Raw genomic sequence first — 23,944 nt, 5'->3', positions numbered from 1 at the left:
TTGTCGTGGTGGCTCTGCCCTTCGTACGGGCAAACGGATTCGAAGCCTGATCAGGCCATCGCCTATGATCGCCGGGTGGCTGAGCAGCCCAGTGATCTCTCAGAAGAAGCCCTGACCAAAGCCGTCAGCGCGGCCCGTCATGCCTTTGAGCTGGCCGGTGACCTCGACGCGCTCGCGCGCGCCAAGACCGAGCACCTCGGCGATCGTGCCCCGATCGCCCTGGCGCGCCAGGCGCTGGCGACGCTGCCGAAGGCCGACCGCGCCGACGCCGGCAAGCGGGTCAACGTCGCCCGCGGCGAGGCCCAGCGCGCGTACGACGAGCGGCTGGCCGCGCTGCGGGCTGAGCGCGACGCCGCGGTGCTGGTCGCCGAACGCATCGACGTGACGCTGCCCTCGACGCGGCAGCCGGTGGGCGGCCGCCATCCGATCACCATCCTGGCCGAGAACGTCGCGGACACCTTCGTGGCCATGGGCTGGGAACTGGCCGAGGGACCAGAGGTCGAAACCGAGCAGTTCAACTTCGACGCGCTCAACTTTCCTCCGGATCATCCGGCACGCAGCGAGCAGGACACCTTCCAGATCGCCCCGGACGGGTCGCGGCAGGTGCTGCGTACCCACACGTCGCCCGTCCAGATCCGCGCATTGCTGGAACGCGATCTGCCCGTCTATGTCGTCTCGATCGGGCGGACCTTCCGTACCGACGAACTCGACTCCACCCACACGCCTGTCTTCCACCAGGTGGAGGGGCTCGCCGTGGACAAGGGTCTGACCATGGCGAATCTGCGCGGCACCCTGGACGCGTTCGCGCGGTCCCAGTTCGGCCCGGAGGGGCGCACCCGGTTCCGTCCGCACTTCTTCCCGTTCACCGAGCCCTCGGCCGAGGTGGACATCTGGTTCCCCGGCAAGAAGGGCGGCCCCGGCTGGGTCGAGTGGGGCGGCTGCGGCATGGTCAATCCGAATGTGTTGCGCGCCTGCGGTATCGACCCCGACGTCTACTCCGGCTTTGCCTTCGGTATGGGATTGGAGCGAACCCTGCAGTTCCGCAACGGAATTCCTGACATGCGTGACATGGTCGAGGGTGACGTCCGCTTCTCGCTGCCGTTCGGGGTCGGTGCCTGATGCGGATTCCCTTCAGTTGGCTGCGGGAGGCCGTCCGCGCTGGTGCCCCGGATTGGGATGCGTCCGTCGAGGAGCTCGAAGAGACGTTCATCCGGATCGGGCACGAGGTCGAGGAGATCATCCCGATCGGCCCGGTGAGTGGTCCGCTGACCGTAGGCCGAGTCGCCGAGATCGAGGAACTGACCGAGTTCAAGAAGCCCATCCGGGCCTGCAAGGTCGATGTCGGCGTCCAGAATCTCGACGGCGAGTTCCGCGATATCGTTTGTGGTGCAACGAATTTCGCAGTCGGCGATCTGGTTGTGGTGGCACTGCCCGACACCGTGCTGCCCGGTGACTTCAAAATCGCCACGCGCAAGACCTATGGCCGGGTTTCCGACGGAATGATCTGCTCGGCGTCGGAGATGAACCTGGGCGTCGAGGGCGCGGGCATTCTGGTCCTGCCCGAGGGCACGGCTGAACCGGGCACCCCGGCCGCCGACATCCTCGGCCTCGACGACGTGGTGTTCCATCTGGCGATCACGCCGGACCGCGGCTATTGCCTGTCCGTCCGTGGACTGGCCCGCGAGATCGCCTGCGCCAACGACCTCGAGTTCGTCGACCTGGCCGATGTGACACCGTTGCCCGCCGAGGGCGAGGCCTGGCCGCTGACCGTCCAGCCTGGCACCGGGGTAAAGCGTTTCGGACTGCGCCCGGTCACGGGCATCGACCCGGCGGCGGTGTCGCCGTGGTGGATGCAGCGTCGATTGATGCTCAGCGGTATCCGCGCCATCTCCCCGGCGGTCGACGTGACGAACTACGTCATGCTCGAACTCGGTCATCCGATGCACGCGCATGACAGCAGCTTGATCACCGGCGGCTTCGACGTGCGGTTCGCCCGCGACGGCGAGAAGGTTGTCACCCTCGACGATGTCGAGCGCACCTTGAACTCGGCCGACGTGTTGATCGTCGACGATGTCGCGACGGCGGCGATCGGCGGCGTGATGGGCGCGGGCACCACCGAGGTGCGCGATTCCACCACCGATGTGCTGCTGGAAGCCGCGGTGTGGGATCCGGCCGCGGTGTCGCGCACCCAGCGTCGACTGCACCTGGCCAGCGAGGCCGGCCGCCGGTACGAGCGGTCCGTGGACCCGGCCATTTCGGTTGCCGCACTGGACCGTTGCGCGACCCTGCTGGCCGAGATCGCCGGCGGAACGGTCGAACCGAAGCTCACCGACTGGCGGGTGGACGGACGCACCGACTGGTCCCAACCGGCCGTCGAGATCCCCGCCGATCTGCCCGACCGCACCGCCGGCGTCGACTACGCCGCAGGCACCACGGCGCGGCGGCTGATCCAGATCGGTGCTGAAGTCACCGGTTCCGACCTGCTCACCGTCACCCCGCCGAGTTGGCGGCCCGACATGCGTCAGCGTGCCGACCTCGTCGAGGAGGTACTGCGACTGGAGGGCCTGGAGTCCATCCCGTCGGTGCTTCCGACCGCGCCGGCCGGTCGTGGTCTGACCCCGGTCCAGAAGCGTCGCCGTGCCATCGGCAAGTCACTCGCGCTGGCCGGGTTCGTCGAGGTCCTGCCCACGCCGTTCCTTCCGGCCGGAGTGTTCGACGCCTGGGGCCTGGCCGCCGACGACGCCCGCCGCAACACCACCAAGGTGCTGAACCCGCTCGAAGCCGATCGGCCCGCGTTGGCCACCACGTTGCTGCCCGGATTGCTTGAAGCGTTGGGCCGCAACGTGTCCCGTGGCTCCGCCGATTTGGCGCTGTTCGGGATTCAGCAGGTGGTGCACCCGACCGAGCAGACCCGATCCGTCGAGCGCATCCCGAATGACCGTCGGCCGACCGATGACGAGATCGCCGGGCTCGACGCGTCGTTGCCCCATCAGCCGCAGCATGTCGCGGCGGTGCTGACCGGACTGCGGGAGCCTGCGGGGCCCTGGGGTCCGGGACGTCCGGTGGAGGCCGCCGACGCGTTCGAGGCGGTGCGGGTGATCGGCCGGGCCGCCGGAGTGGAGTTCACGTTCCGCGCCGCCCAGGAGTTGCCGTGGCACCCGGGGCGCTGCGCCGAGGTGCTCGTCGGCGATGCCGTCGTCGGCTACGCCGGCCAGCTGCATCCGGCGGTCGTCGAGCGGACGGGGCTGCCGAAGGGCACCTGTGCCGTCGAACTCGATCTCGATGCAGTGCCGATCGTCGAGACGCTGCCCGCACCGAAAGTGTCGCCGTTCCCCGCCGTGTTCCAGGACATCAGCGTGATCGTGGCCGACGATGTGGCCGCGGCTGCCGTCGTCGACGCGGTGCGCGACGGGGCGGGTGAGCTGCTCGAGGACGTCCGACTGTTCGACGTCTACACCGGCCCGCAGATCGGGGAGGGGCGTAAATCGCTGACCCTGGCACTGCGGTTCCGGGCTGCCGACCGCACCCTGACCGAGGACGAGGCCAGCGCCGCGCGCGATGCCGCGGTCGCGGTGGCCACGGAGCGCGTCGGCGCTGTCCTGCGCGGCTGAATCTCAGGCGACAAGTAGCTCGACGCCGTCACCGCGCAGGTGGGGGAGAGCAGCTGCCTGACGTCCCGTCGCCAGCAGGAGCAATGCCGAGACGGGCCCCTCGATGAGGGGTCCGGCCCCGGCTGCCCAGCCGGTGTCGACAGCACATAGCCGGTAGGGGGCCAGCCTCTGGCTGGCCCGGAACGGGAATCGCGGATTCCAAATCCGCTCCAGTGCCAACTGTGCAGCCGCGGTGGGCATTTCGTGCTGGAGTTGCAGCGGCACCGCGATGTCCTGGCCGTGTACGAGCAAGTCCATCAGCCGATCAGCCGGTGTGGTGCCGACCGCGGCGAAGCGCGAGCCGATCGTGCCGCGCAACTCTTCGAGCAACTGATGATCCGCACTCTCCGCTGCGTGGCGGGTCGCGGTATCGCAGACCATTCGGTCGAAGCTGCCGCGCGCTCGCAACAGATTGACCAGTATTCGACCGACATTGGCCTGTGTGGAAAGCGTCAGGTGGGCCACGACGTCTCGAACCTGCCACCTCTCACACAGGCTGGCGTGGCGCCATTGCGACGCGGTGAGTGGTTCGAGTAGGTGCAGGAGCCCGCGGCGTTCGGTGTCGACGGCGCGCCAGATGTCCTCGGTGTTCATGCGGCCTACGCTAGGAACTCCAGTCAGGTGGAGGTTCAAGGCACTGTGACGTACGGCACAAGCATCGGTGAGTTGTCGCGGCTCACTGGCGTATCCGTTCGGACGATCCGGTACTACTGCGATGAGGGCCTTCTCGAAGCTCGCCGGAGTTCGGGTGGGCATCGCGTTTTCGACGACACAGCGGCCGAATCGCTCATCCTGGTTCGGCGCTTGCGCGCTGCCGGTCTCGGCTTGGATGCGATTGGTGCCATCCTGGTAGGTCGGATCTCCATCGGCGATGCTGTGAACGCCGAACAGCGCGCCCTCGATGCGGATTTGGCTGACCTGGCGAGGCGGCGGGCGTCGTTGGAGGCATTGTCGACCGCGCAGGACGGACGTCGCGGACACGACGTACTGATCGACTTCTGGCGGCGATTGTTCGCTGGGGCGGCGCAGGGGGAAATATTCGACGGTCTCGTGGAGATGACCGTGCCGCAATCACCGGACCAGGCACGTCCGGGCAGCGTTGTCGCCTACGCCGAGCTTGTGGCCCTTGCCCGGCAACCGGTATTCGGGAGGGTGATGGCCCGGCAGCTGTGGCGGTTCGAACCCACCCGTATCAGCGATCGTCGGGGTCTGGTCACCGGTGTTGCCGAGGCGTGTGACATGGCGTCGCCGCTCGTGCGTGCCGGTCAATCGCCGTCATCCTGCGCTGCGGTCGACCGATTCGTCGATGCCCACGCCAAGGCTCGCAAGGACACGAACACGCAGAGTTTCCGGCGTGCGCTCGTCGTCAACGCCGGCGCCGACACCGATCCGCATGTCCGCCGGTATTGGGACCTCTTCGGTGAGATAGCAGGTGAGACGACTACGGTAGGTGCCATTCAGCGCTGGCTCTACGAAGGGCTGCGTGGCTGCGCATAGCTGATTAATGAATTTGCATCTGCATGCATAACAATGCAGAATTGCTGCATGACTTCGATAGCGGTGGCCGGCGCCAGCGGCTACGCCGGCGGAGAGATCCTGCGATTGCTGCTCGGGCACCCGGCCTACGCTGACGGCCGGTTGACCATCGGGGCGCTGACCGCCGCCTCCAGCGCCGGCACCACGATGGCCGAGCATCATCCACACCTGCTGCCGCTGGCCTCGCGTGTTCTGGAGCCCACCGACGCAGAGGTGCTGGCCGGCCACGACGTGGTGTTCCTGGGCCTGCCGCACGGACACTCCGCAGCGCTGGCCGAGCAGCTCGGTCCCGACACCCTGATCATCGATTGCGGTGCCGACTTCCGGCTCACCAACGCCGCCGACTGGGAGAAGTTCTACGGTTCGGCACACGCGGGCAGCTGGCCCTACGGTCTGCCGGAACTGCCCGGGGCCCGGGACCGGCTGAAGGGCACCAAACGCATCGCGGTGCCGGGCTGCTATCCGACCGCGGCACTGCTGGCGCTGCTGCCTGCCGTCGCCGGCGACCTCGTCGAACCGGCCGTCACGGTCGTCGCCGTGAGCGGCACCTCGGGCGCGGGCAAGTCTGCCAAGGTCGACCTGCTGGGCGCCGAGGTGATCGGCTCGGCACGTGCCTACAACATCGCCGGTAAGCACCGGCACACCCCGGAGATCGCCCAGGGCCTGCGTTCGGTGACCGACAAAGACGTCACCGTCTCCTTCACTCCGGTGCTGATCCCAACCTCCCGCGGCATCCTGGCCACCTGCACCGCCCACACCGCGGCTTCGGAGGCCGAGATCCGGGCAGCCTACGAAAAGGCTTACGACGCAGAGCCGTTCATCCACCTGCTGCCCGAGGGGCAGCTGCCCAAGACCGGTTCGGTGATCGGTAGCAACGCCGCGCAGATCGCGGTCGCCGTGGATGAAGCGGCTCAGACCCTGGTGGCCATCGCTGCCATCGACAACCTCACCAAGGGCACCGGCGGCGCCGCGGTGCAGTCGATGAACCTGGCGCTGGGCTGGCCCGAAACCGAAGGACTGTCGATCGTGGGAGTAGCACCGTGACACCGGAACCGGAGGCGACAATATCGCCTGAGGGAGTGACAACAGGTACCAAGCTGGTCCGCACCCAGGGCGTCACCGCACCCGCAGGCTTCCGGGCGGCCGGCATCGCCGCCGGTATCAAGGCATCCGGCGCACCGGACCTGGCGCTGGTGTTCAACGAGGGGCCGGATTACGCCGCGGCGGGCGTGTTCACCCGCAACAAGATCAAGGCTGCGCCCGTGCAGTGGTCGCAGCAGGTGCTGACCACCGGCCGGTTGCGTGCCGTGGTTCTGAACTCGGGCGGCGCCAACGCCTGCACCGGGCCGCTGGGATTCCAGGACACCCATGCCACCGCCGAGGCAGTGGCCTCTGCACTGAGCGACTGGGGTACCGAGACCGGTGCCATCGAGGTCGCGGTGTGCTCGACGGGCCTGATCGGTGACCGGTTGCCGATGGACAAGGTACTGGCCGGCGTCACCGAGATCGTGCACGAGATCGCGGGCGGTCTGACCGGGGGTGACGACGCCGCCCGGGCCATCATGACCACCGACACCGTGCCGAAACAGGTTGCGCTGCACCATTCGGTGGAGTCGGGGGACAACTGGACCCTGGGCGGGATGGCCAAGGGCGCCGGGATGCTGGCGCCGTCACTGGCCACCATGCTGGTGGTCCTGACCACCGATGCGGTCGCTGACAGCGCGGCACTCGATGCCGCGCTGAGGCGGGCCACGGCGCTCACCTTCGACCGGCTCGACGTCGACGGCAGCTGCTCGACCAACGACACCGTGCTGTTGCTCGCGTCCGGCGCCAGCGAGATCGCGCCGAGCCAGGACGATCTCAACGAGGCGGTGCTGCGGGTCTGTGACGACCTGTGCGCACAGCTGCAGGCCGACGCCGAAGGCGTCACCAAGCGGGTCGTCATCACCGTGACCGGCGCCGAAACCGAGGACGATGCACTGGTCGCGGCCCGCGTCATCGCTCGAGACAGCCTGGTCAAGACCGCGCTGTTCGGTTCCGACCCGAACTGGGGCCGGGTTCTGGCCGCGGTCGGCATCGCGCCGGTGAAGTTGGACCCGGAACGGATCAGCGTGTCGTTCAACGGTTCTCCGGTGTGCGTCGACGGTGCCGGCGCTCCGGGAGCCCGCGACGTCGACCTGTCCGGCGAAGACATCGCCGTGGTGGTGAACCTGGGTGTGGGAGGCCACAGTGCTTCCATCAGGACCACCGACCTGTCGCATGCCTACGTCGAAGAGAACTCGGCCTACAGCTCATGAACCAGGCCATCGAGCGCGGCGTCAAGGCCCAGGTGCTCGCCTCGGCGCTGCCGTGGCTCAAGCAACTGCACGGCAAGATCGTCGTCGTCAAGTACGGCGGCAACGCCATGACCGACGACACCCTCAAGGCGGCCTTCGCCGCTGACATGGTGTTCCTGCGCAACTGCGGCATCCACCCGGTGGTGGTGCACGGCGGCGGGCCCCAGATCAGCGCGATGCTCAAGAAGCTGGGCATTGCAGGCGATTTCAAGGGCGGTTTCCGGGTGACCACACCCGAGGTGCTCGACGTGGCGCGCATGGTGCTGTTCGGTCAAGTGGGCCGGGAACTGGTCAATCTGATCAATGCCCACGGCCCGTACGCGGTCGGCCTCACCGGTGAGGACGCGCACCTGTTCACCGCCGTGCGTCGCAGCGTCACCGTCGACGGAGTGGCCACCGACATCGGGCTGGTCGGCGACGTCGAATACGTCAACGCCGAATCCATCATGGATCTCATTGCCGCAGGGCGTATTCCAGTGGTGTCGACCATCGGGCCGGACATCGACGGTGTGGTCCACAACATCAACGCCGACACCGCCGCTGCGGCCCTGGCCGAGGCGCTGGGTGCCGAGAAGCTGATCATGCTCACCGACGTGGAGGGGCTCTACACCGACTGGCCCGACCGCTCTTCGCTGGTCAGCGAGATCGACACCGAGGCCCTGACAGGGCTGCTGCCCACGCTCGAATCGGGCATGGTGCCCAAGATCGAGGCCTGCCTGCGGGCGGTGGAGGGCGGTGTGCCGAGCGCCCACGTGATCGACGGCCGCGTCGAACACTGTGTGCTGGTCGAGCTTTTCACCGATGAAGGAACTGGAACCAAGGTGGTAGCCGCATGACCCTCCAGGACCGCTGGGAAGCGGTGATGATGAACAACTACGGCACCCCGCCGTTGGCACTGGCCAGCGGTGACGGCGCCGTGGTGACCGATACCGACGGCAAGTCCTACTTGGACCTGCTCGGCGGAATCGCGGTCAACCTGCTGGGGCACCGCCATCCCGGGGTGATCGAGGCCGTCACCACCCAGCTCAACACGCTGGGCCACACGTCGAACCTGTACGCCACCGAACCGGGCATCGCGCTGGCCGAAGCGTTGGTGGGGCATCTGGGCGCCCCGGCGCGGGCCTTTTTCTGCAACTCGGGCACCGAGGCCAACGAGGTCGCCTTCAAGATCACCCGGCTCACCGGCAAGACGAATATCGTTGCCGCCGAAGGGGCCTTTCACGGCCGCACGATGGGGTCGCTGGCGCTGACCGGCCAGCCCGCCAAGCAGGCACCGTTCGAGCCGCTGCCGGGCAACGTCACCCATGTGCCCTATGGGGATGCCGAAGCCCTTGCCGCTGCTGTCGATTCGGATACCGCCGCGTTGTTCCTCGAACCGATCATGGGGGAGGGTGGCGTCGTCGTCCCGCCGGCCGGATATCTGGCGCAGGCCCGCGACATCACCACCAGGAACGGCGCACTTCTGGTCCTCGACGAGGTGCAGACCGGCGTCGGGCGTACCGGCGCGTTCTATGCGCATCAGCACGACGGCATCACCCCGGACATCGTCACGCTGGCCAAGGGCCTGGGCGGCGGGCTGCCGATCGGCGCCTGCCTGGCCATCGGCGCGGCCGGTGATCTGCTCACCCCGGGTCTGCACGGCAGCACGTTCGGAGGTAACCCGGTGTGCACCGCCGCCGCGCTGGCGGTGCTCAAGGCGCTCGCCGACGGGGATCTGATCGCGCGCGCCGGGGTGCTCGGCAAGACGCTGAGCCACGGCATCGAGGAGTTGGGTCATCCGCTCGTCGACCACGTGCGCGGCAAGGGTCTGCTGCAGGGCGTGGTGTTGACCGCACCGAGCGCCAAGGCCGTCGAGGCCGCCGCGCGCGACGCCGGGTTCCTGGTCAATGCCGCTGCCGCGGACGTCATCCGGTTGGCGCCGCCACTGATCATCACCGAACCGCAGATCGAGACGTTCCTGTCCGCTCTGCCTGCCGTTCTCGACACCGCTGTGGAGGCTGCTTCATGACCATCCGGCATTTCCTGCGCGACGACGATCTGTCACCCGATGAGCAGGCCGAGGTGCTCGCCCTGGCCGCCGAACTCAAGAAGGCACCGTTCTCGCGGCGCCCACTCGAGGGCCCGCGCGGCGTCGCGGTGATCTTCGAGAAGAACTCCACCCGCACCCGGTTCTCGTTCGAGATGGGCATCGCCCAGCTCGGCGGCCATGCCGTGGTGGTCGACGGCCGCAGCACCCAGCTGGGCCGCGAGGAAACCCTCGAGGACACCGGCGCGGTGCTGTCCCGCTACGTCGACGCCATCGTGTGGCGCACGTTCGCCCAGGAGCGGCTGACGGCCATGGCCTCGGGATCGACGGTGCCGATCGTGAACGCACTGTCTGACGAATTCCACCCGTGCCAGGTGCTGGCCGACCTGCAGACCCTGGCCGAGCGCCGGGGCGAGCTCAAGGGTTTGCGGATGACGTATTTGGGTGACGGCGCCAACAACATGGCGCACTCGCTGATGCTGGGTGGTGTCACCGCAGGCATCCACGTCACCATCGCCGCGCCGGCCGGATTCGAACCAGACCCGCACTTCGTCGAGGCCGCCAAGCGCCGCGCCAGTGAAACTGGAGCAACCGTGTCCGTTACCGATGACGCACAGGCCGGGGTCGACGGGGTCGACGTGCTCGTCACCGATACCTGGACGTCGATGGGCCAGGAGAATGACGGGCTCGACCGGGTGCGGCCGTTCCGTCCGTTCCAGGTCAACGCCGATCTGCTCAAGCGTGCCGACCCGGAAGCCATTGTGCTGCACTGCCTTCCGGCGCACCGCGGTCACGAGATCACCGACGAGGTGATCGACGGCCCGCAGAGCGCGGTGTTCGACGAGGCCGAGAACCGGCTGCACGCGCAGAAGGCCATGCTGGTGTGGCTGCTCGAAAAAAAGACAAGCGCCTGAGACTATGAGCGCACCGACCCGCGCCGGCCGACAGGCCCGCATCGTCGCCCTCCTGTCGGCCAGGCAGGTGAGCAGCCAGACCGAACTGGCCGCCCTGCTGGGCCAGGAGGGCATCGAGGTCACCCAGGCCACGCTGTCGCGGGACCTGGAGGAGCTCGGCGCGGTGAAACTGCGCGGTGCCGATGGCGGAGTCGGGGTGTATGTGGTGCCCGAGGACGGCAGCCCGGTGCGGGGTGTGTCGGGTGGCACCGAACGGTTGACCCGCTTGCTGGGGGACTTGCTGGTATCGACCGATGCCAGCGCTAACCTTGCCGTGCTGCGCACCCCGCCCGGGGCGGCGCATTACCTGGCCAGCGCGATCGACCGCGCCGCCCTGCCGTATGTGGTCGGCACCATCGCCGGTGACGACACCATCCTGATGGTGGCGCGCGACCCGATGACCGGGGCCGAACTTGCCAACACCATCGAGAACTTGAAGTAGAGCCCAAAACAAGGAGATTGCTCATGTCCGAACGCGTCATCCTGGCGTACTCCGGAGGTCTGGACACCTCGGTCGCGATCAGCTGGATCGGCAAGGAGACCGGCAAAGAGGTCGTCGCCGTCGCCATCGATCTCGGCCAGGGCGGCGAGGACATGGATGTCGTGCGCCAGCGTGCCCTGGACTGCGGTGCGGTCGAGGCGGTCGTGGTCGACGCCCGTGACGAGTTCGCCGACGAATACTGCCTGCCGACCATCAAGGCCAATGCGCTCTACATGGACCGTTACCCGCTGGTGTCGGCCATCAGCCGCCCGCTGATCGTCAAGCATCTGGTCGACGCCGCGCGTGCCCACGGCGGCACTGTCGTCGCGCACGGCTGCACCGGCAAGGGCAACGACCAGGTGCGCTTCGAGGTCGGCTTCGCTTCCCTCGCACCTGAACTGGACGTCATCGCCCCGGTCCGCGACTACGCCTGGACCCGTGAGAAGGCCATCGCGTTCGCCGAGGAGAACGCGATCCCGATCAACGTCACCAAGCGCTCACCGTTCTCGATCGACCAGAACGTGTGGGGCCGCGCGGTGGAGACCGGGTTCCTCGAGGACCTGTGGAACGCGCCGACCAAGGACGTCTACGACTACACCCAGGACCCGACGGTCAACTTCAACGCCCCAGACGAGCTGATCATCAGCTTCGACAAGGGCCGCCCGATCGCGATCGACGGTCGTCCGCTCAGCGTGCTGGAGATCATCCAGGAGCTCAATACCCGGGCCGGTGCCCAGGGTGTGGGCCGGCTCGATGTGGTCGAGGACCGGCTGGTCGGCATCAAGAGCCGCGAGATCTACGAGGCGCCGGGCGCGATGGTGCTGATCACCGCGCACACCGAGCTCGAGCACGTGACGCTGGAGCGTGAGCTGGGTCGGTACAAGCGCGGCGTGGACCAGAAGTGGGGCGAGCTCACCTACGACGGCCTGTGGTTCAGCCCGCTGAAGCGGTCGCTGGAGGCGTTCGTCGAGCACACGCAGGAGCACGTCTCCGGCGACATCCGGCTGGTTCTGCATGCCGGGAGCGTCATCGTCAACGGCCGCCGTTCCGGTGAGTCGCTGTACGACTTCAACCTGGCCACCTACGACGAGGGCGACAGCTTCGACCAGAGCGCGGCCAAGGGCTTCGTGCAGCTGCACGGTCTGAGCTCCAAGATCTCGGCCAAGCGCGACCTGGGCCTCTGATGCCGAGCAGACGCGTAGGTACCCGAAATCGCCGTGCGCGGGGTACCTACGCGTCTGCTCGCGGAAAGAAGTGAGATGAGCACCAACGACGGAACCACCAACGAAGGCTCGCTGTGGGGCGGCCGGTTCGCCGACGGTCCTTCGGCAGCCCTTGCCGCGCTGAGCAAGTCGACCCATTTCGACTGGGTGCTGGCGCCGTACGACGTCACCGCGTCGAAGGCCCACGCCCGAGTTCTGCACCGGGCCGGCCTGCTCACCGATGAGCAGCGGGACGGGCTGCTCGCGGGCCTGGACAGCCTGGGTTCCGACGTTGCCGACGGCAGTTTCCGGCCGCTGGTCACCGACGAGGATGTGCACGGCGCGCTGGAGCGCGGCCTGATCGACCGGGTCGGGCCGGATCTCGGTGGCCGGCTGCGGGCCGGACGTTCGCGAAACGACCAGGTGGCCACGTTGTTCCGGATGTGGCTGCGCGACGCCGTCCGTCGCGTCGCCGACGGCGTGCTCGAGGTGGTCAACGCCCTGGCGGTGCAGGCTGCCGCGCATCCGACGGCCATCATGCCGGGCAAGACCCACCTGCAGGCCGCTCAGCCGATCCTGCTCGCGCATCATCTACTGGCGCACGCTCATCCACTGCTGCGCAATGTCGACCGGCTCGCCGACTTCGACGACCGCACTGCCGTCTCGCCCTACGGTTCCGGGGCGCTGGCGGGATCGTCGCTGGGCCTGGATCCCGATGCGATCGCCGCGGATCTCGGATTCGCCTCAGCGGCAGACAATTCCGTCGACGCCACCGCGGCCCGCGATTTCGCCGCCGAGGCGGCCTTCATCTTCGCCCAGATCGGGGTGGACCTGTCCCGGCTCGCCGAAGACATCATCCTTTGGAGCACAACCGAATTCGGTTACGTGACCTTGCACGACTCCTGGTCGACGGGCAGTTCGATCATGCCGCAGAAGAAGAATCCGGACATCGCCGAGTTGGCCCGCGGCAAGTCCGGACGCCTGATCGGAAACCTGACGGGCCTGCTGGCCACGCTCAAGGCGCAGCCCCTGGCCTACAACCGGGATCTGCAGGAGGACAAGGAGCCGGTCTTCGACTCGGTGGCCCAGCTGGAGCTGTTGCTGCCGGCGATGGCCGGCCTGGTCGGCACGCTGACGTTCGACGAGGACCGGATGGCCGCGCTGGCACCTGCCGGTTACACGCTGGCCACCGATATCGCCGAATGGCTGGTCCGCGAAGGGGTTCCGTTCCGGGTGGCCCATGAGGCCGCGGGGGAGGCCGTGCGAGTCGCCGAGGGGCGTGGGGTCGGGCTCGACGAACTCACCGACGACGAATTCGCCGCGATCAACCCCGCGCTCACCGCGCAGGTGCGTGAGGTGCTGACCGTGGAGGGCTCGGTCAACGCGCGCAGTGCGCGTGGCGGTACGTCACCGGTCCAGGTCGCCAGGCAGCTCGGCGTGGTTCGCGAGACCGCCGAAGAGTTAGGGATCCGGCTGCGCCGCTAGCCGATCTGCTCGCCGAGTTCGAACCAGCGTTCCTCGACCTCGGTGACTTCGTCCTCCAGCGCGCGGATGGCTGCCACCTTGACCGCGAGTCCCTCGAAATCCGACTGGTCATGGTCCGCCATCGCCGTCCGGGACCGGTTGATCTGTTCCTGCAGTTTCTCCAGCCGGCGTTCCAGGGCGGACACCTCCTTCTGCGCTGCCCGCAGCTCGGCACCGGACAACCCGTCCGGTGCAGTGCCTGCGGCCGGTGCCTGCGCCGCGCCGGTCGCCGACCCATGGGCAGCTCGCAGCCGCAGGTACTCGTCCACCCCGCCCGGTAGATGCCGCAGATGCCCGCCGAGGATCCCGTACTGCTGATCGGTGACCCGCTCCAGAAAATACCGATCGTGGCTCACCACGATCAGCGTGCCGGGCCACGAGTCGAGCAGATCCTCCATGGCGGAGAGCATGTCGGTGTCCAGGTCATTGGTGGGCTCGTCGAGTATCAGCACGTTGGGCTGTGCCAGCAGGATCAACAGCAGTTGCAGGCGACGTTGTTGTCCGCCGGAGAGGTCCTTGACCGGTGTCGACAACTGGGCGTTCGAGAACCCGAGACGCTCCAGCAACTGCCCGGGCGTGAGCTCCTGGGCCTTCGACCCGCTGCCGAACACATACGTCGTGCGCAGGTTGGCCAGTACTGTCCGCACCGGATCGCCGAGGTGTGGCTCAAGCTCGTCGACGGTCTGGGTGAGGGTCGCGACCTGCAGAGTCTTACCGTGTTTGACTCGTCCCGAGGTCGGTTGCACCGAGCCGTCGATCAGGCCCAGCAGGGTCGATTTTCCGGCACCGTTGACGCCGAGGATCCCGGTGCGCTCACCCGGGGCGATCCGCCACTCGACCTGCTGCAGCACTTCACGGTCGCCGTAGCTCACCGACACGTCCAGCAGGTCGACGACCTGCTTCCCGAGCCGGGACACCGCCAGGGACTGCAGTGCGACCTTGTCGCGGATCTCGGGAACGTCGGCGATCAGTGCGTTGGCCGCGTCGATACGGAACTTCGGCTTCGAGGTGCGGGCCGGCGCGCCGCGGCGCAGCCAGGCCAGTTCCTTGCGGGCCAGGTTCTGCCGACGCGCTTCGATCGAGGCGGCCTGGCGATCACGCTCCACCCGCTGCAGGATGTACGCGGCGTAGCCGCCGTCGAACGGTTCGACGATGCGGTCGTGCACTTCCCATGTGGTCGTACAGACCTCGTCGAGAAACCAGCGGTCGTGCGTCACCACCAGCAGCCCGCCGGACGACGCGGACCAGCGCTTCTTGAGGTGCGCGGCGAGCCAGGTGATCGCCTCCACGTCGAGGTGGTTGGTCGGCTCGTCGAGCGCCAGCACGTCGTGATCGCCGGCGAGCAGCCTGGCCAGAGCCACCCGGCGCCGCTGTCCGCCTGACAGCGTGCCGAGTCGTGCGTCCCACGGCAGGTCGGCGAGCAGTCCCGCGATGACATCGCGCCCGCGGGGGTCACCGGCCCACTCGTGTTCGGGCACGTCGCCGACCACGGCGTGGCCGACCGTGTCGGCGTCGTCGAGGGTGTCGGCCTGATCGAGTACGCCGATGCGCACTCCGCCGCGCACGGTGACCCGTCCGGAATGGGGTTCGAGTCGGCCGGCCAGCATGGCCAGCAGGCTGGATTTGCCGTCGCCGTTGCGGCCGACGATGCCGATCCGGTCGCCTTCGCTGACGCCGACGGTGACCGAGTCGAACACCACCCCGGCGGGGTACTCCAGATGCAGGGTTTCGCCCCCGAGCAGGTGTGCCATCGCCGCCGACCCTATCGTCCGGGGCCCGGGAATCCGGCATCGCACGGGGCCACCGTCGGCATAGCGCTGATCACATCGGCGATTGGTTGCTGTTATGCCATGATGACGACGTCAATCGGGGGTCGGGTGAGTTGTCAGGTGTGGGGAGCTAACTGGTGGATTTCTCGGCAGTGACCAAACCGGTCGAGCGGTTGCTGGCAACCGCGCAGAACGGTCTGGAGGTGCTGCGCTACGGAGGCCTGGAGACCGGTGCGGTCCCGTCGCCGTTCCAGATCATCCAGAGTGTGCCGATGTACCGGCTGCGGCGGTACTTCCCGCCCGACGCCCGCCCCGGTGCCCAGGATCTCCGTCCTCCGGTGCTGATGGTGCATCCGATGATGATGTCGGCCGACATGTGGGACGTGACGCGCGACGACGGTGCGGTCGGCATCCTGCACGCCGCGGGCGTCGACCCGTGGGTCATCGACTTCGGTTCGCCCGACAAGGTCGAGGGCGGTATGCAGCGCAACCTCGCAGACCACGTGGTCGCGCTCTCGGAGGCCATCGACATCGTCAAGGAGGTCACCGGCCGCGACGTGCACCTTGCCGGCTACTCGCAGGGCGGGATGTTCGCCTACCAGGCTGCGGCCTACCGGCGGTCCAAGGATCTGGCGAGCATCATCGCGTTCGGTTCGCCGGTCGATACCCTGGCCGCGTTGCCGATGAACCTTCCGGCGGGGGTCGCCGCGGGTGCCGCGGATTTCATGGCCGACCACGTGTTCAGCCGCATCGACATCCCGGGGTGGTTGGCGCGCACCGGCTTTCAGATGCTCGACCCGATCAAGACCGCGCAGTCGCGCCTGGATTTCCTGCGTCAACTGCATGACCGGGAGGCCCTGCTGCCGCGTGAGCAGCAGCGCCGCTTCCTGTCGTCGGAGGGCTGGATCGCCTGGTCCGGACCGGCGATCTCCGAACTGCTCAAGCAGTTCATCGCGCACAACCGGATGATCACCGGCGGCTTCTCCGTCCACGGGGACCTGGTCACGCTTTCTGACATCGACTGCCCGATCCTGGCGGTGATCGGTGAGGTCGACGACATCGGCCAACCGGCCGCGGTACGCGGCATCAAACGGGCCGCACCGGATGCGGACGTCTACGAATACCTGATCAGGGCAGGACATTTCGGCCTGGTCGTGGGGTCCAAGGCCTCGACCCAGACCTGGCCGACAGTGGCGCAGTGGGTGAAATGGCTCGGCGGAGAACAGATGCCCGACGGCGTGGTGCCGATGGGATCGCAGCCGGCTGATCATCCCGAGGGTGGGGTGTCGTTCTCCGCCCGCGTGACCCACGGCGCCACCGCAGCCACCGAGATGGCGTTCGGCGTGGCCCGCTCGGCCGCCGACGCGCTGGTGACGGCGAACAAGAACGCCCGGACCCTGGTCATCGAGACGGCCCGCACGCTGCCCCGGTTGGCCCGGTTGGGTCAGGTCAACGACCACACCCGGATCTCGCTGGGCCGGATCATGAGCGAGCAGGCCCGCAGCGCCCCCAACGGCGAGGCACTGCTGTTCGACGGCCGTGTGCACACTTATGAGGCCGTGGATCGCCGGATCAACAACGTGGTTCGCGGACTGATCGACGTCGGTGTGCGACAGGGCGCCCGGGTCGGCGTCCTGATGGACACCCGGCCCAGTGCCCTGGTGGCCATCGCGGCCCTGTCCCGGCTGGGAGCGGTGGCCGTGCTGCTGCCGGAGGCGGACCTGGCCGAGGCGGCCCGGCTCGGTGGCGTGGCCGAGATCATCGCCGACCCGAGCCATCTCGACGTGGCCTGCAAGCTCGACATGCGCGTGCTGGTTCTCGGCAGCGGCGGGCCGCTCGGTGGACCCGGTGGTGAGAGCCGCGACCTCGATGTCCCCGAGGACGCCGATGTCGTCGATATGGAGAAGATCGACCCCGACGTCGTCGAACTGCCCGGCTGGTACCGGCCCAACCCGGGTCTCGCGCGCGACCTGGCGTTCGTCGCCTTCAGCGAGGTCGGTGGGGAGCTCGTGGCCCGCCAGATCACCAACTTCCGGTGGGCTCTGTCCGCGTTCGGCACCGCGTCGGCGGCGAATCTGGGTCGCGGCGACACGGTCTACTGCCTGACCCCGCTGCATCATCAGTCCGGCCTGCTGGTCAGTCTTGGCGGTGCCGTGGTCGGCGGTTCACGCATCGCGCTGTCGCGCGGATTGCAGCCCGACCGGTTCCTGCAGGAGATCCGGCAGTACGGCGTGACCGTCGTGTCCTATACCTGGGCGATGCTGCGCGAGGTCATCGACGATCCGTCGTTCTCGCTCACGGGAAGTCACCCGGTCCGGCTGTTCATCGGATCCGGGATGCCGGCCGGGCTGTGGAAACGCGTGGTCGACGTGTTCGAGCCGGCCCAAGTCGTGGAGTTCTTCGCCACCACAGACGGACAGGCCGTGCTGGCCAATGTGTCCGGAGCCAAGATCGGCAGCAAGGGACGGCCGTTGCCCGGTGGCGGCACCGTCGAACTCGCCGCCTACGACGCCGACGACGACCTGATCCTGGAAGACGAGCAGGGGTTCGTGCGCAAGGCCGAGGCCAACGAGGTGGGTGTGCTCCTGGCCCACCCGCGTGGCCCGGTCGATCCGACCGCCGTGGTCAAGCGCGGTGTGTTCGCACCGGCCGACACCTGGGTGTCCACCGAGTTCCTGTTCCGTCGCGATGAGGACGGTGACTACTGGCTGGTCGACAACCGAGGTGCGGTGATCCGGACCGAACGGGGCCCGGTGTTCGCGACCAGTGTCAACGACGCGGTCGGGCGGCTCGACGCGGTCGACATGTCGGTGACCTACGGCATCGAGGAGTCGGGCCGACAGTTGGCAGTGACGGCCCTGGCCCTGCGCCCCGGCGGTAGCGTCCCGACGGCCGATCTGTCGCTCGCTCTGGAGGATCTGGCCGCCGGCAACCCGCCGGACGTGGTGCACGTGGTGGCCGACATGGAACTCGGTGCGTCCTACCGCCCGCTCGTCGCGCCGCTGCGGGCCGCGGGCATCCCGAAATCCGGCCGGCGTAACTGCTGGTACCTCGACGCCGATACAGGGACGTACAAGAAGTTGACCGCGGCCAGTCGGGCCGAACTCGTCGCCGGCGGTGCCGACGACGAGGCGGACGCCGAATAGTCGCGTCGCCCGACGGGATGCCGGGGCCAGAACGCGCTGTTACGCTCCGGCGGACGGCAGAACGACTGGAGGATCGATGACATCGGGATCGGGTGCGAACAGCTGGTGTCGGGTCGTGACCGGCGGTGCGCTGGTCCTGGGCCTGCTGGTGGGCGCGGGTGCGCCGACGGCTGCCGCCGACCCCGCTCAGCCCACTCCGGTCGCCGATGCACCCGGATCGGCCGCTCCGGCGGCCCCGCCGATGACCGCCGACGAGGCGTTGTCCATCATCGCCAGGGATTACGACACCGGCGAGGGCGGCGGCCAGATCTCGACGCTGATCCACGACATCCTGAAGCTGCGTCAGCAGGGCTACAAGCCGTCGAATGCCAACCGTGAGGCCATCACCAAGGCCCTCGACAAGCGCCCCAACCAGGTCCCGTTGATCAACGCGCTCAAGAGCACGTTGGCCTACCAGCGCAAGTTGCAGGCCCAGACCAACGCTCAGATTCCGCAGCAGAGTGGGCTCAATCCCGGGGTCGGTCAGTTCCCGGGCGGTATCGCTCCGATTCCGGGCGGGGGCGGGGGACAGCCCGGCCCGAGTGGCGGCATCCAGATCCCGCTGGGCTAACTTCACGTGGTGGTCGACGACAAGCTTCTGAGCATCCTGGTGTGCCCGCAGGACCGCGGGCCGCTGCTGCTGGCCGGAACGGACTGGCTCTACAACCCCCGGTTGCGGCGCGCCTACCGGATCGAGGACGGCATCCCGGTCCTTCTGGTCGACGAGGCCGTGGCCATCGAAGATGACGCCGAGCACCGGCGATTGATGGAGCTGGCCGGGTCAGAGGAGTCCGGGTAGGTCACCGGTCAGGTAGCGCTGCAGGGTGGGTGCGATCGTCTCGGCGATCTGTTCCGCCGGCAGCGTGGCGAAGGGCTCGAGCTCCAGGATGTAACGCGCCATCGCGACCCCGACCAATTGTGAGGCGACGAACTGGATGCGGATCCGGGAACTGCCGGGCGGGTTGTCCACCCGGGGCCCGATCTCGCCGATGATGATGTCCTGGAGAAACGACCGGACCAGCGATACGTCGTTGCCGGCCAGGATCGAGCGCAGCGTCGCGACAAAGCTCTTGCCGATCTCGGAATCCCACAGCGGCAACAGGATTGACGGCAGCGTGTGCCCGATCTGGTCCACCGGCACCTCTTTCAGCCGGCTGATCACCGTCATCGGATCGATGGGAATGTGGATCGCCGCGGCGAACAGTTGGGTCTTGGTGCCGAAGTAGTGGTGCACCAGTGCCGCGTCCACTCCGGCATCGGAGGCGATGGAGCGAATCGATGTCTTGTCGATTCCGTTGCGGGCGAACAATTCCCGCGCACTGGTCAGAATGCGCTCGCGTTTGTCCGATGGTCCGGCCGGGCGGCCGGGCCGTTTGCGTTCTCTGCTGGAGTCGACGTCGGTACTCACGGGTTCCTAGGGGGTTCGACGGCGCAGGGTGGCCGCGGCCAGACACAGTGCCAGCACCGCAAAGCCGAGCACGATCGCGATGTCGCGTGCCGCGACGGCGGTCAGCTCAGCGTGGGCGCCGACCTGCTGCAGGGCTTCGAGTGCGTAGCTGGCCGGTAGCACGTTACTGATCCACTGAAGCCAGTCCGGCAGCGCGGCCCGAGGCACGATGATGCCGCACAACAGCAGTTGGGGCGCGATCACCACCGGCATGAACTGCACGGCCTGAAACTCGGTGCGGGCGAACGCGCTGCACAACAGCCCTAGACCGACGCCGAGTACGGCGTTGATGATCGCGATCAGGAACACCAGAACTGGGCTGCCCTCGGTGTGGAGTCCGAGGAACCAGAACGAGACGACGCAGGCGAGGGTGGCCTGCGCCGCGGCTGCGATCGAGAACGCGGTGCCGTAGGCGGCGAGCAGGTCGAACCGCCGCAGTGGCGTGGTCAGAATGCGTTCGAGAGTTCCCGAGACTCGTTCCCGCTGCATGGTGATCGAGGTGATCAGGAACATCACGATGAGCGGGAAGACGCCGAGCATGATCAGGCAGGCATTGTTGAACGGTGTCGGTTGCCCCGGCGCGTGCGGTGCGTTCTGGAACATGAAATACATCAGGGTGATGATCAGGCTGGGGACCAACAGGATCATCGCCACGCTGCGATGGTCGGCGGCGAGCTGTCGCAGGATCCGTCCGGTGGTGGCCAGGTAGGCCGCCGGGCTCAGTCGGCTCGGTTGTGCCCGGCTGTGGCGCTGCGCCGGATGACGGTGAGAAACGCTTCCTCCAGGGACGTGCATTCCGTGTCCTTCCGTAGCTGGTCAGGGGTGGTGTGGGCGAGTAACCTGCCTTCGCGCATGAGCAGCAGGTCACCGCAGTGGTCGGCCTCGTCCATGACGTGACTGGAGACCAGCAGGGTTGTTCCGCGCCGTGACAGTTCGTTGAACTGTTCCCACAGGTCGACGCGCAGGACCGGGTCGAGGCCGACGGTCGGCTCGTCGAGCACCAGGAGTTCAGGTTCGGCCACCAGGGCGCAGGCGAGCGAGACCCGGGTCCGTTGACCGCCGGAGAGGTTGCCGCAGTAGGCGGTGCGGTGATCGTCGAGTCCGACCGTCCGGATGGCGTCGGCGGCCGAGTCCGCCGACGTGCCGTACAGCGCGGCGAAGTAGCGGACGTTGTCGATGACCCGCAGGTCGTTGTAGATCGTCGGATCCTGCGTGACGTATCCGACGCGGTGGCGTAGCGGTGCCGAACCGGCGGGGTGTCCGAGGACCATGACGGTGCCGGCCTCGACGATCTGGGTCCCGACGATGCTGCGTATCAGGGTGGTCTTGCCGCAGCCTGAGGGGCCGAGCAGGCCGGTGATGGCACCGCGGGAGATCCGCACCGAGAGGTCTCGAATCGCGGGGCGCCCACCACGGTTGACCTGCAGTCCGGTGATGTCGACGGCAGGGGCGTCGGCATTGGACGGGAATCCGGCCGAGAATTCATCGATCGATGAAGTCATCATGTGATGAATACTGCGCTCGCGTATGGCCGGTGTCAACGGTGGATGTTGCGAAGTGCAAAATCGCTCGGGTGGGCTTGCAGATGGGCGCCGAACTGCTGACCGGAGATCCGCTGTTCGCAGCCCGTCGGCTGTTGGGGGCCGAGCTGACTGGACGCGGTGTCCGCGCCGTCATCGTCGAGGTCGAGGCGTACGGGGGTCCGCCCGACGGCCCCTGGCCCGACGCAGCCTCGCATTCGTTTCGCGGTGCAGGCGGACGGAATCTCGTGATGTTCGGCCCGCCCGGACACCTGTACACCTACCGCAGCCACGGCATCCATGTCTGCGCGAATGTGGTCTGCGGTTACGACGGTGTGGCGGGCGCGGTCCTGCTGCGCGCTGCGGCGGTAAGTGCCGGCACCGAGGTGGCCGCGCGGCGCCGGGGGCCTGCGGTGCGCCCCGTTGCGTTGGCGAGAGGGCCGGGAAACCTGTGCTCTGCGTTGGGAATTGCTATGGAGGACAACGGGATTGACCTCTTCGATGCCGGTAGTCCGGTGCGGTTGACGCTGGGCGATGCGGTCCCGGGAGTCGACGGCCCGCGGGTCGGAGTGAGCAAGGCCGCCGACCGGCGATGGCGGTTCTGGATTGCCGGCCGGGGAGAGGTGTCGGCGTATCGGCGCAGCCCGCGTGCACCTGCGCCCGGCACCAGTGATTGACCTGCGCAATGCGGCATGATCGTCGTCATGAGCATGGGAATCCTGGATGAGCTGGACTGGCGTGGGCTGATCGCCCAGTCGACCGACCGCGATGCGTTGGCGAACGACCTGGCCAAAGGCCCCATGACCGTCTATTCGGGCTTCGACCCGACCGCGCCCAGCCTGCACGCAGGCCACCTGGTTCCGTTGCTCACGTTGCGGCGGTTCCAACGTGCCGGACACCGGCCGATCGTGCTGGCCGGCGGGGCGACCGGGATGATCGGTGACCCTCGCGACACGGGGGAGCGCACGCTGAACACCGCCGACACGGTGTCGGACTGGGCCGGCCGCATCCGCGGTCAGTTGGAGCGGTTCGTCGAATTCGACGACAGCCCGACCGGTGCGATCGTCGAGAACAACCTCAATTGGACCGGTCAGCTCTCGGCCATCGAGTTTCTACGCGACCTGGGCAAATACTTCTCGGTGAACGTGATGCTGGACCGGGAGACGGTCCGACGCCGGCTCGAAGGCGACGGCATCTCCTACACCGAGTTCAGCTACATGCTGCTGCAGGCCAACGACTTCGTGGAACTGCACCAGCGGCATGGTTGCGCATTGCAGATCGGTGGCTCCGATCAGTGGGGCAACATCGTCGCCGGCGCCCGATTGGTGCGCCAGAAGCTGGGCGCCACCGTGCATGCGATGACGACTCCGCTGGTCACCGACTCCGAAGGTAAGAAGTTCGGCAAGTCGACCGGCGGCGGCAACGTGTGGCTCGACCCCGAAATGACCAGCCCCTACGCCTGGTACCAGTACTTCGTGAATGCCGCTGATGCCGACGTCATCGGTTACCTGCGGTGGTTCACCTTTCTGACGCCGGAGGAGATCGGCGAGCTCGAGGACGCGACCAAGAACCGTGCGCATGAACGCGCCGCGCAGAAACGGCTCGCGCGTGAACTCACCACGTTGGTGCACGGAGAAGGGGCGACGAAGGCGGTCGAGCTCGCCAGCCAGGCGTTGTTCGGTCGTGGCGAGTTGGCCGACCTCGACGGATCGACGCTCGGCGCCGCGCTGCGCGAGGCCAGTAGTGGGCAGGTTGCCGAGCTGAAGCCGGGCGGCCCGGACTCGATCGTGGACTTGTTGGTGAGCACCGGGTTGGCGGCGAGTAAGGGGGCCGCGCGCCGCAATGTCGCCGAGGGCGGGGTGTACGTGAACAACATTCGTATTGAAAGCGACGAGTGGCTACCACAGCATTCCGATTTTCTGCATGAGCGTTGGCTCGTGTTGCGACGTGGCAAGCGGCACATTGCCGGCGTCGAGCGCACCGGCGGTTAGGGCGTCCGGTAGTCACGCTCTGACCTGGGAAAACGTCGCAGTGACCTGGCGATTTGACTCGCTGTTAGCGCTCACGTAACTTATTCCAGGTCAGAGCGACACGGACAAGCGCCGGAGAGCGAAGACGAAATCCGAGAGAGACACCCATTACGGTGGGTATTCTCACTGCCCGCAGGAGCTCAGCGGCTTTTAGCCGCGGGATTTCTGCGCGACAAACTCGGGCGTGTTGTTTGAGAACTCAATAGTGTGTTTGGTGGTTTTTGTTTGTTGTTTTTGGCCACGCTCTTTTTCCCGTTTAGGGTGTGGCTTTGTTTTTTTGATGCC

The 23,944-nt window shown here is 67.5% G+C and carries 21 protein-coding genes; 16 read left to right on the top strand and 5 right to left on the bottom strand.

The window, feature by feature from the left end; genetic code table 11:
* The first annotated feature begins 75 nt into the window (after positions 1–75).
* Positions 76–1,119: a phenylalanine--tRNA ligase subunit alpha gene (gene pheS, locus AC4ELS_RS14420; RefSeq protein WP_499047857.1), complete on the top strand. Its 1,044-nt coding sequence runs from the start codon at positions 76–78 to the stop codon at positions 1,117–1,119.
* Positions 1,119–3,611, top strand: a complete 2,493-nt coding sequence (pheT, locus tag AC4ELS_RS14415; protein ID WP_499047855.1) for a phenylalanine--tRNA ligase subunit beta — start codon at positions 1,119–1,121, stop codon at positions 3,609–3,611. The genes pheS and pheT overlap by 1 nt, the downstream gene beginning before the upstream one ends.
* A gap of 3 nt (positions 3,612–3,614) precedes the next feature.
* Here pheT and AC4ELS_RS14410 read toward each other — a convergent pair whose 3' ends face one another.
* On the bottom strand, positions 3,615–4,244 hold the full coding sequence (locus tag AC4ELS_RS14410; RefSeq protein WP_064881048.1) for a maleylpyruvate isomerase family mycothiol-dependent enzyme: 630 nt from the start codon (positions 4,242–4,244) through the stop codon (positions 3,615–3,617).
* A 45-nt stretch (positions 4,245–4,289) separates the two neighbouring features.
* Here AC4ELS_RS14410 and AC4ELS_RS14405 point away from each other — a divergent pair, with 45 nt between their 5' ends.
* From AC4ELS_RS14405 to argH, 9 genes are all read left to right on the top strand, one after another.
* The gene (locus tag AC4ELS_RS14405; protein WP_498887290.1) at positions 4,290–5,147 is read left to right on the top strand and encodes a MerR family transcriptional regulator; all 858 of its coding nucleotides are present in this window, start codon (positions 4,290–4,292) and stop codon (positions 5,145–5,147) included.
* A gap of 48 nt (positions 5,148–5,195) precedes the next feature.
* On the top strand, positions 5,196–6,230 hold the full coding sequence (gene argC / locus AC4ELS_RS14400; protein ID WP_498887288.1) for an N-acetyl-gamma-glutamyl-phosphate reductase: 1,035 nt from the start codon (positions 5,196–5,198) through the stop codon (positions 6,228–6,230).
* A gap of 35 nt (positions 6,231–6,265) precedes the next feature.
* A complete protein-coding gene (gene argJ / locus AC4ELS_RS14395; protein WP_110916792.1) occupies positions 6,266–7,483 on the top strand; it encodes a bifunctional glutamate N-acetyltransferase/amino-acid acetyltransferase ArgJ in 1,218 nt (405 codons plus the stop codon).
* Positions 7,480–8,358, top strand: a complete 879-nt coding sequence (gene argB, locus AC4ELS_RS14390; protein WP_064881052.1) for an acetylglutamate kinase — start codon at positions 7,480–7,482, stop codon at positions 8,356–8,358. The genes argJ and argB overlap by 4 nt, the downstream gene beginning before the upstream one ends.
* On the top strand, positions 8,355–9,530 hold the full coding sequence (locus AC4ELS_RS14385; protein WP_498887285.1) for an acetylornithine transaminase: 1,176 nt from the start codon (positions 8,355–8,357) through the stop codon (positions 9,528–9,530). The genes argB and AC4ELS_RS14385 overlap by 4 nt, the downstream gene beginning before the upstream one ends.
* On the top strand, positions 9,527–10,462 hold the full coding sequence (argF, locus tag AC4ELS_RS14380; RefSeq protein ID WP_064881055.1) for an ornithine carbamoyltransferase: 936 nt from the start codon (positions 9,527–9,529) through the stop codon (positions 10,460–10,462). Before AC4ELS_RS14385 ends, argF begins: the two co-directional genes overlap by 4 nt.
* A 4-nt stretch (positions 10,463–10,466) precedes the next feature.
* Positions 10,467–10,943: an arginine repressor gene (locus tag AC4ELS_RS14375; RefSeq protein ID WP_064881057.1), complete on the top strand. Its 477-nt coding sequence runs from the start codon at positions 10,467–10,469 to the stop codon at positions 10,941–10,943.
* Positions 10,944–10,966: 23 nt separating this feature from the next.
* The gene (locus AC4ELS_RS14370) at positions 10,967–12,166 is read left to right on the top strand and encodes an argininosuccinate synthase (protein ID WP_064881059.1); all 1,200 of its coding nucleotides are present in this window, start codon (positions 10,967–10,969) and stop codon (positions 12,164–12,166) included.
* 75 nt (positions 12,167–12,241) lie between these two features.
* Positions 12,242–13,669 (top strand): argininosuccinate lyase, encoded by a 1,428-nt coding sequence (gene argH, locus AC4ELS_RS14365; protein WP_463805021.1) that lies wholly within the window; start codon positions 12,242–12,244, stop codon positions 13,667–13,669.
* Here argH and AC4ELS_RS14360 read toward each other — a convergent pair.
* The gene (locus AC4ELS_RS14360; protein WP_448448949.1) at positions 13,666–15,459 is read right to left on the bottom strand and encodes an ABC-F family ATP-binding cassette domain-containing protein; all 1,794 of its coding nucleotides are present in this window, start codon (positions 15,457–15,459) and stop codon (positions 13,666–13,668) included. The two genes, argH and AC4ELS_RS14360, sit on opposite strands and share 4 nt — an antisense overlap.
* Positions 15,460–15,611: 152 nt before the next feature.
* Here AC4ELS_RS14360 and AC4ELS_RS14355 point away from each other — a divergent pair, with 152 nt between their 5' ends.
* The 3 genes from AC4ELS_RS14355 to AC4ELS_RS14345 all read left to right on the top strand — a co-directional run bounded on the left by AC4ELS_RS14355 (position 15,612) and on the right by AC4ELS_RS14345 (position 19,461).
* Positions 15,612–18,623, top strand: a complete 3,012-nt coding sequence (locus tag AC4ELS_RS14355; protein ID WP_448448952.1) for an acyl-CoA synthetase — start codon at positions 15,612–15,614, stop codon at positions 18,621–18,623.
* Between the two features lie 76 nt (positions 18,624–18,699).
* Complete coding sequence (locus tag AC4ELS_RS14350; protein WP_498887280.1) at positions 18,700–19,233, top strand: hypothetical protein; 534 nt, start codon at positions 18,700–18,702, stop codon at positions 19,231–19,233.
* 9 nt (positions 19,234–19,242) lie between these two features.
* Positions 19,243–19,461, top strand: a complete 219-nt coding sequence (locus AC4ELS_RS14345; RefSeq protein WP_463795027.1) for a Trm112 family protein — start codon at positions 19,243–19,245, stop codon at positions 19,459–19,461.
* Here the strand turns inward: AC4ELS_RS14345 and AC4ELS_RS14340 are convergent.
* From AC4ELS_RS14340 to AC4ELS_RS14330, 3 genes are read right to left on the bottom strand one after another with little or no spacing between them, the layout of a single operon-like run.
* Entirely contained in the window at positions 19,444–20,070 is a 627-nt protein-coding gene (locus AC4ELS_RS14340) for a TetR/AcrR family transcriptional regulator (protein WP_498887278.1), read from the bottom strand. The two genes, AC4ELS_RS14345 and AC4ELS_RS14340, sit on opposite strands and share 18 nt — an antisense overlap.
* Before the next feature lie 6 nt (positions 20,071–20,076).
* Positions 20,077–20,904 (bottom strand): ABC transporter permease, encoded by an 828-nt coding sequence (locus tag AC4ELS_RS14335; protein WP_082941613.1) that lies wholly within the window; start codon positions 20,902–20,904, stop codon positions 20,077–20,079.
* Positions 20,829–21,614 (bottom strand): ABC transporter ATP-binding protein, encoded by a 786-nt coding sequence (locus tag AC4ELS_RS14330; protein WP_498887275.1) that lies wholly within the window; start codon positions 21,612–21,614, stop codon positions 20,829–20,831. Before AC4ELS_RS14330 ends, AC4ELS_RS14335 begins: the two co-directional genes overlap by 76 nt.
* Positions 21,615–21,694: 80 nt before the next feature.
* Between AC4ELS_RS14330 and AC4ELS_RS14325 the strand changes: the two genes are divergently transcribed.
* Positions 21,695–22,306 carry a DNA-3-methyladenine glycosylase gene (locus AC4ELS_RS14325; RefSeq protein WP_499047885.1) on the top strand — a complete coding sequence of 204 codons (612 nt, stop codon included), beginning with the start codon at positions 21,695–21,697 and terminating at the stop codon, positions 22,304–22,306.
* A gap of 27 nt (positions 22,307–22,333) precedes the next feature.
* Complete coding sequence (tyrS, locus tag AC4ELS_RS14320; protein ID WP_207549053.1) at positions 22,334–23,620, top strand: tyrosine--tRNA ligase; 1,287 nt, start codon at positions 22,334–22,336, stop codon at positions 23,618–23,620.
* The last annotated feature ends 324 nt before the right edge of the window (positions 23,621–23,944 follow it).

The sequence above is a fragment of the Mycobacterium shunyiense genome (assembly GCF_058270035.1).
The sequence above is the reverse complement of the archived record's forward strand: the minus strand, read 5'-3'. Positions and strand labels throughout refer to the sequence as shown.

What these genes read in the sequence shown, in the direction of transcription:
- AC4ELS_RS14330 (WP_498887275.1), bottom strand. Translation starts at nt 21,614, where the DNA reads ATGATGACTTCATCGATCGATGAATTCTCGGCCGGATTCCCGTCCAAT.
- AC4ELS_RS14375 (WP_064881057.1), top strand. Translation starts at nt 10,467, where the DNA reads ATGAGCGCACCGACCCGCGCCGGCCGACAGGCCCGCATCGTCGCCCTC.
- argB (WP_064881052.1), top strand. Translation starts at nt 7,480, where the DNA reads ATGAACCAGGCCATCGAGCGCGGCGTCAAGGCCCAGGTGCTCGCCTCG.
- argC (WP_498887288.1), top strand. Translation starts at nt 5,196, where the DNA reads ATGACTTCGATAGCGGTGGCCGGCGCCAGCGGCTACGCCGGCGGAGAG.
- tyrS (WP_207549053.1), top strand. Translation starts at nt 22,334, where the DNA reads ATGAGCATGGGAATCCTGGATGAGCTGGACTGGCGTGGGCTGATCGCC.
- AC4ELS_RS14325 (WP_499047885.1), top strand. Translation starts at nt 21,695, where the DNA reads ATGGGCGCCGAACTGCTGACCGGAGATCCGCTGTTCGCAGCCCGTCGG.
- AC4ELS_RS14385 (WP_498887285.1), top strand. Translation starts at nt 8,355, where the DNA reads ATGACCCTCCAGGACCGCTGGGAAGCGGTGATGATGAACAACTACGGC.
- AC4ELS_RS14410 (WP_064881048.1), bottom strand. Translation starts at nt 4,244, where the DNA reads ATGAACACCGAGGACATCTGGCGCGCCGTCGACACCGAACGCCGCGGG.
- AC4ELS_RS14335 (WP_082941613.1), bottom strand. Translation starts at nt 20,904, where the DNA reads ATGCACGTCCCTGGAGGAAGCGTTTCTCACCGTCATCCGGCGCAGCGC.
- AC4ELS_RS14360 (WP_448448949.1), bottom strand. Translation starts at nt 15,459, where the DNA reads ATGGCACACCTGCTCGGGGGCGAAACCCTGCATCTGGAGTACCCCGCC.
- argF (WP_064881055.1), top strand. Translation starts at nt 9,527, where the DNA reads ATGACCATCCGGCATTTCCTGCGCGACGACGATCTGTCACCCGATGAG.
- AC4ELS_RS14370 (WP_064881059.1), top strand. Translation starts at nt 10,967, where the DNA reads ATGTCCGAACGCGTCATCCTGGCGTACTCCGGAGGTCTGGACACCTCG.
- argH (WP_463805021.1), top strand. Translation starts at nt 12,242, where the DNA reads ATGAGCACCAACGACGGAACCACCAACGAAGGCTCGCTGTGGGGCGGC.
- pheT (WP_499047855.1), top strand. Translation starts at nt 1,119, where the DNA reads ATGCGGATTCCCTTCAGTTGGCTGCGGGAGGCCGTCCGCGCTGGTGCC.
- AC4ELS_RS14350 (WP_498887280.1), top strand. Translation starts at nt 18,700, where the DNA reads ATGACATCGGGATCGGGTGCGAACAGCTGGTGTCGGGTCGTGACCGGC.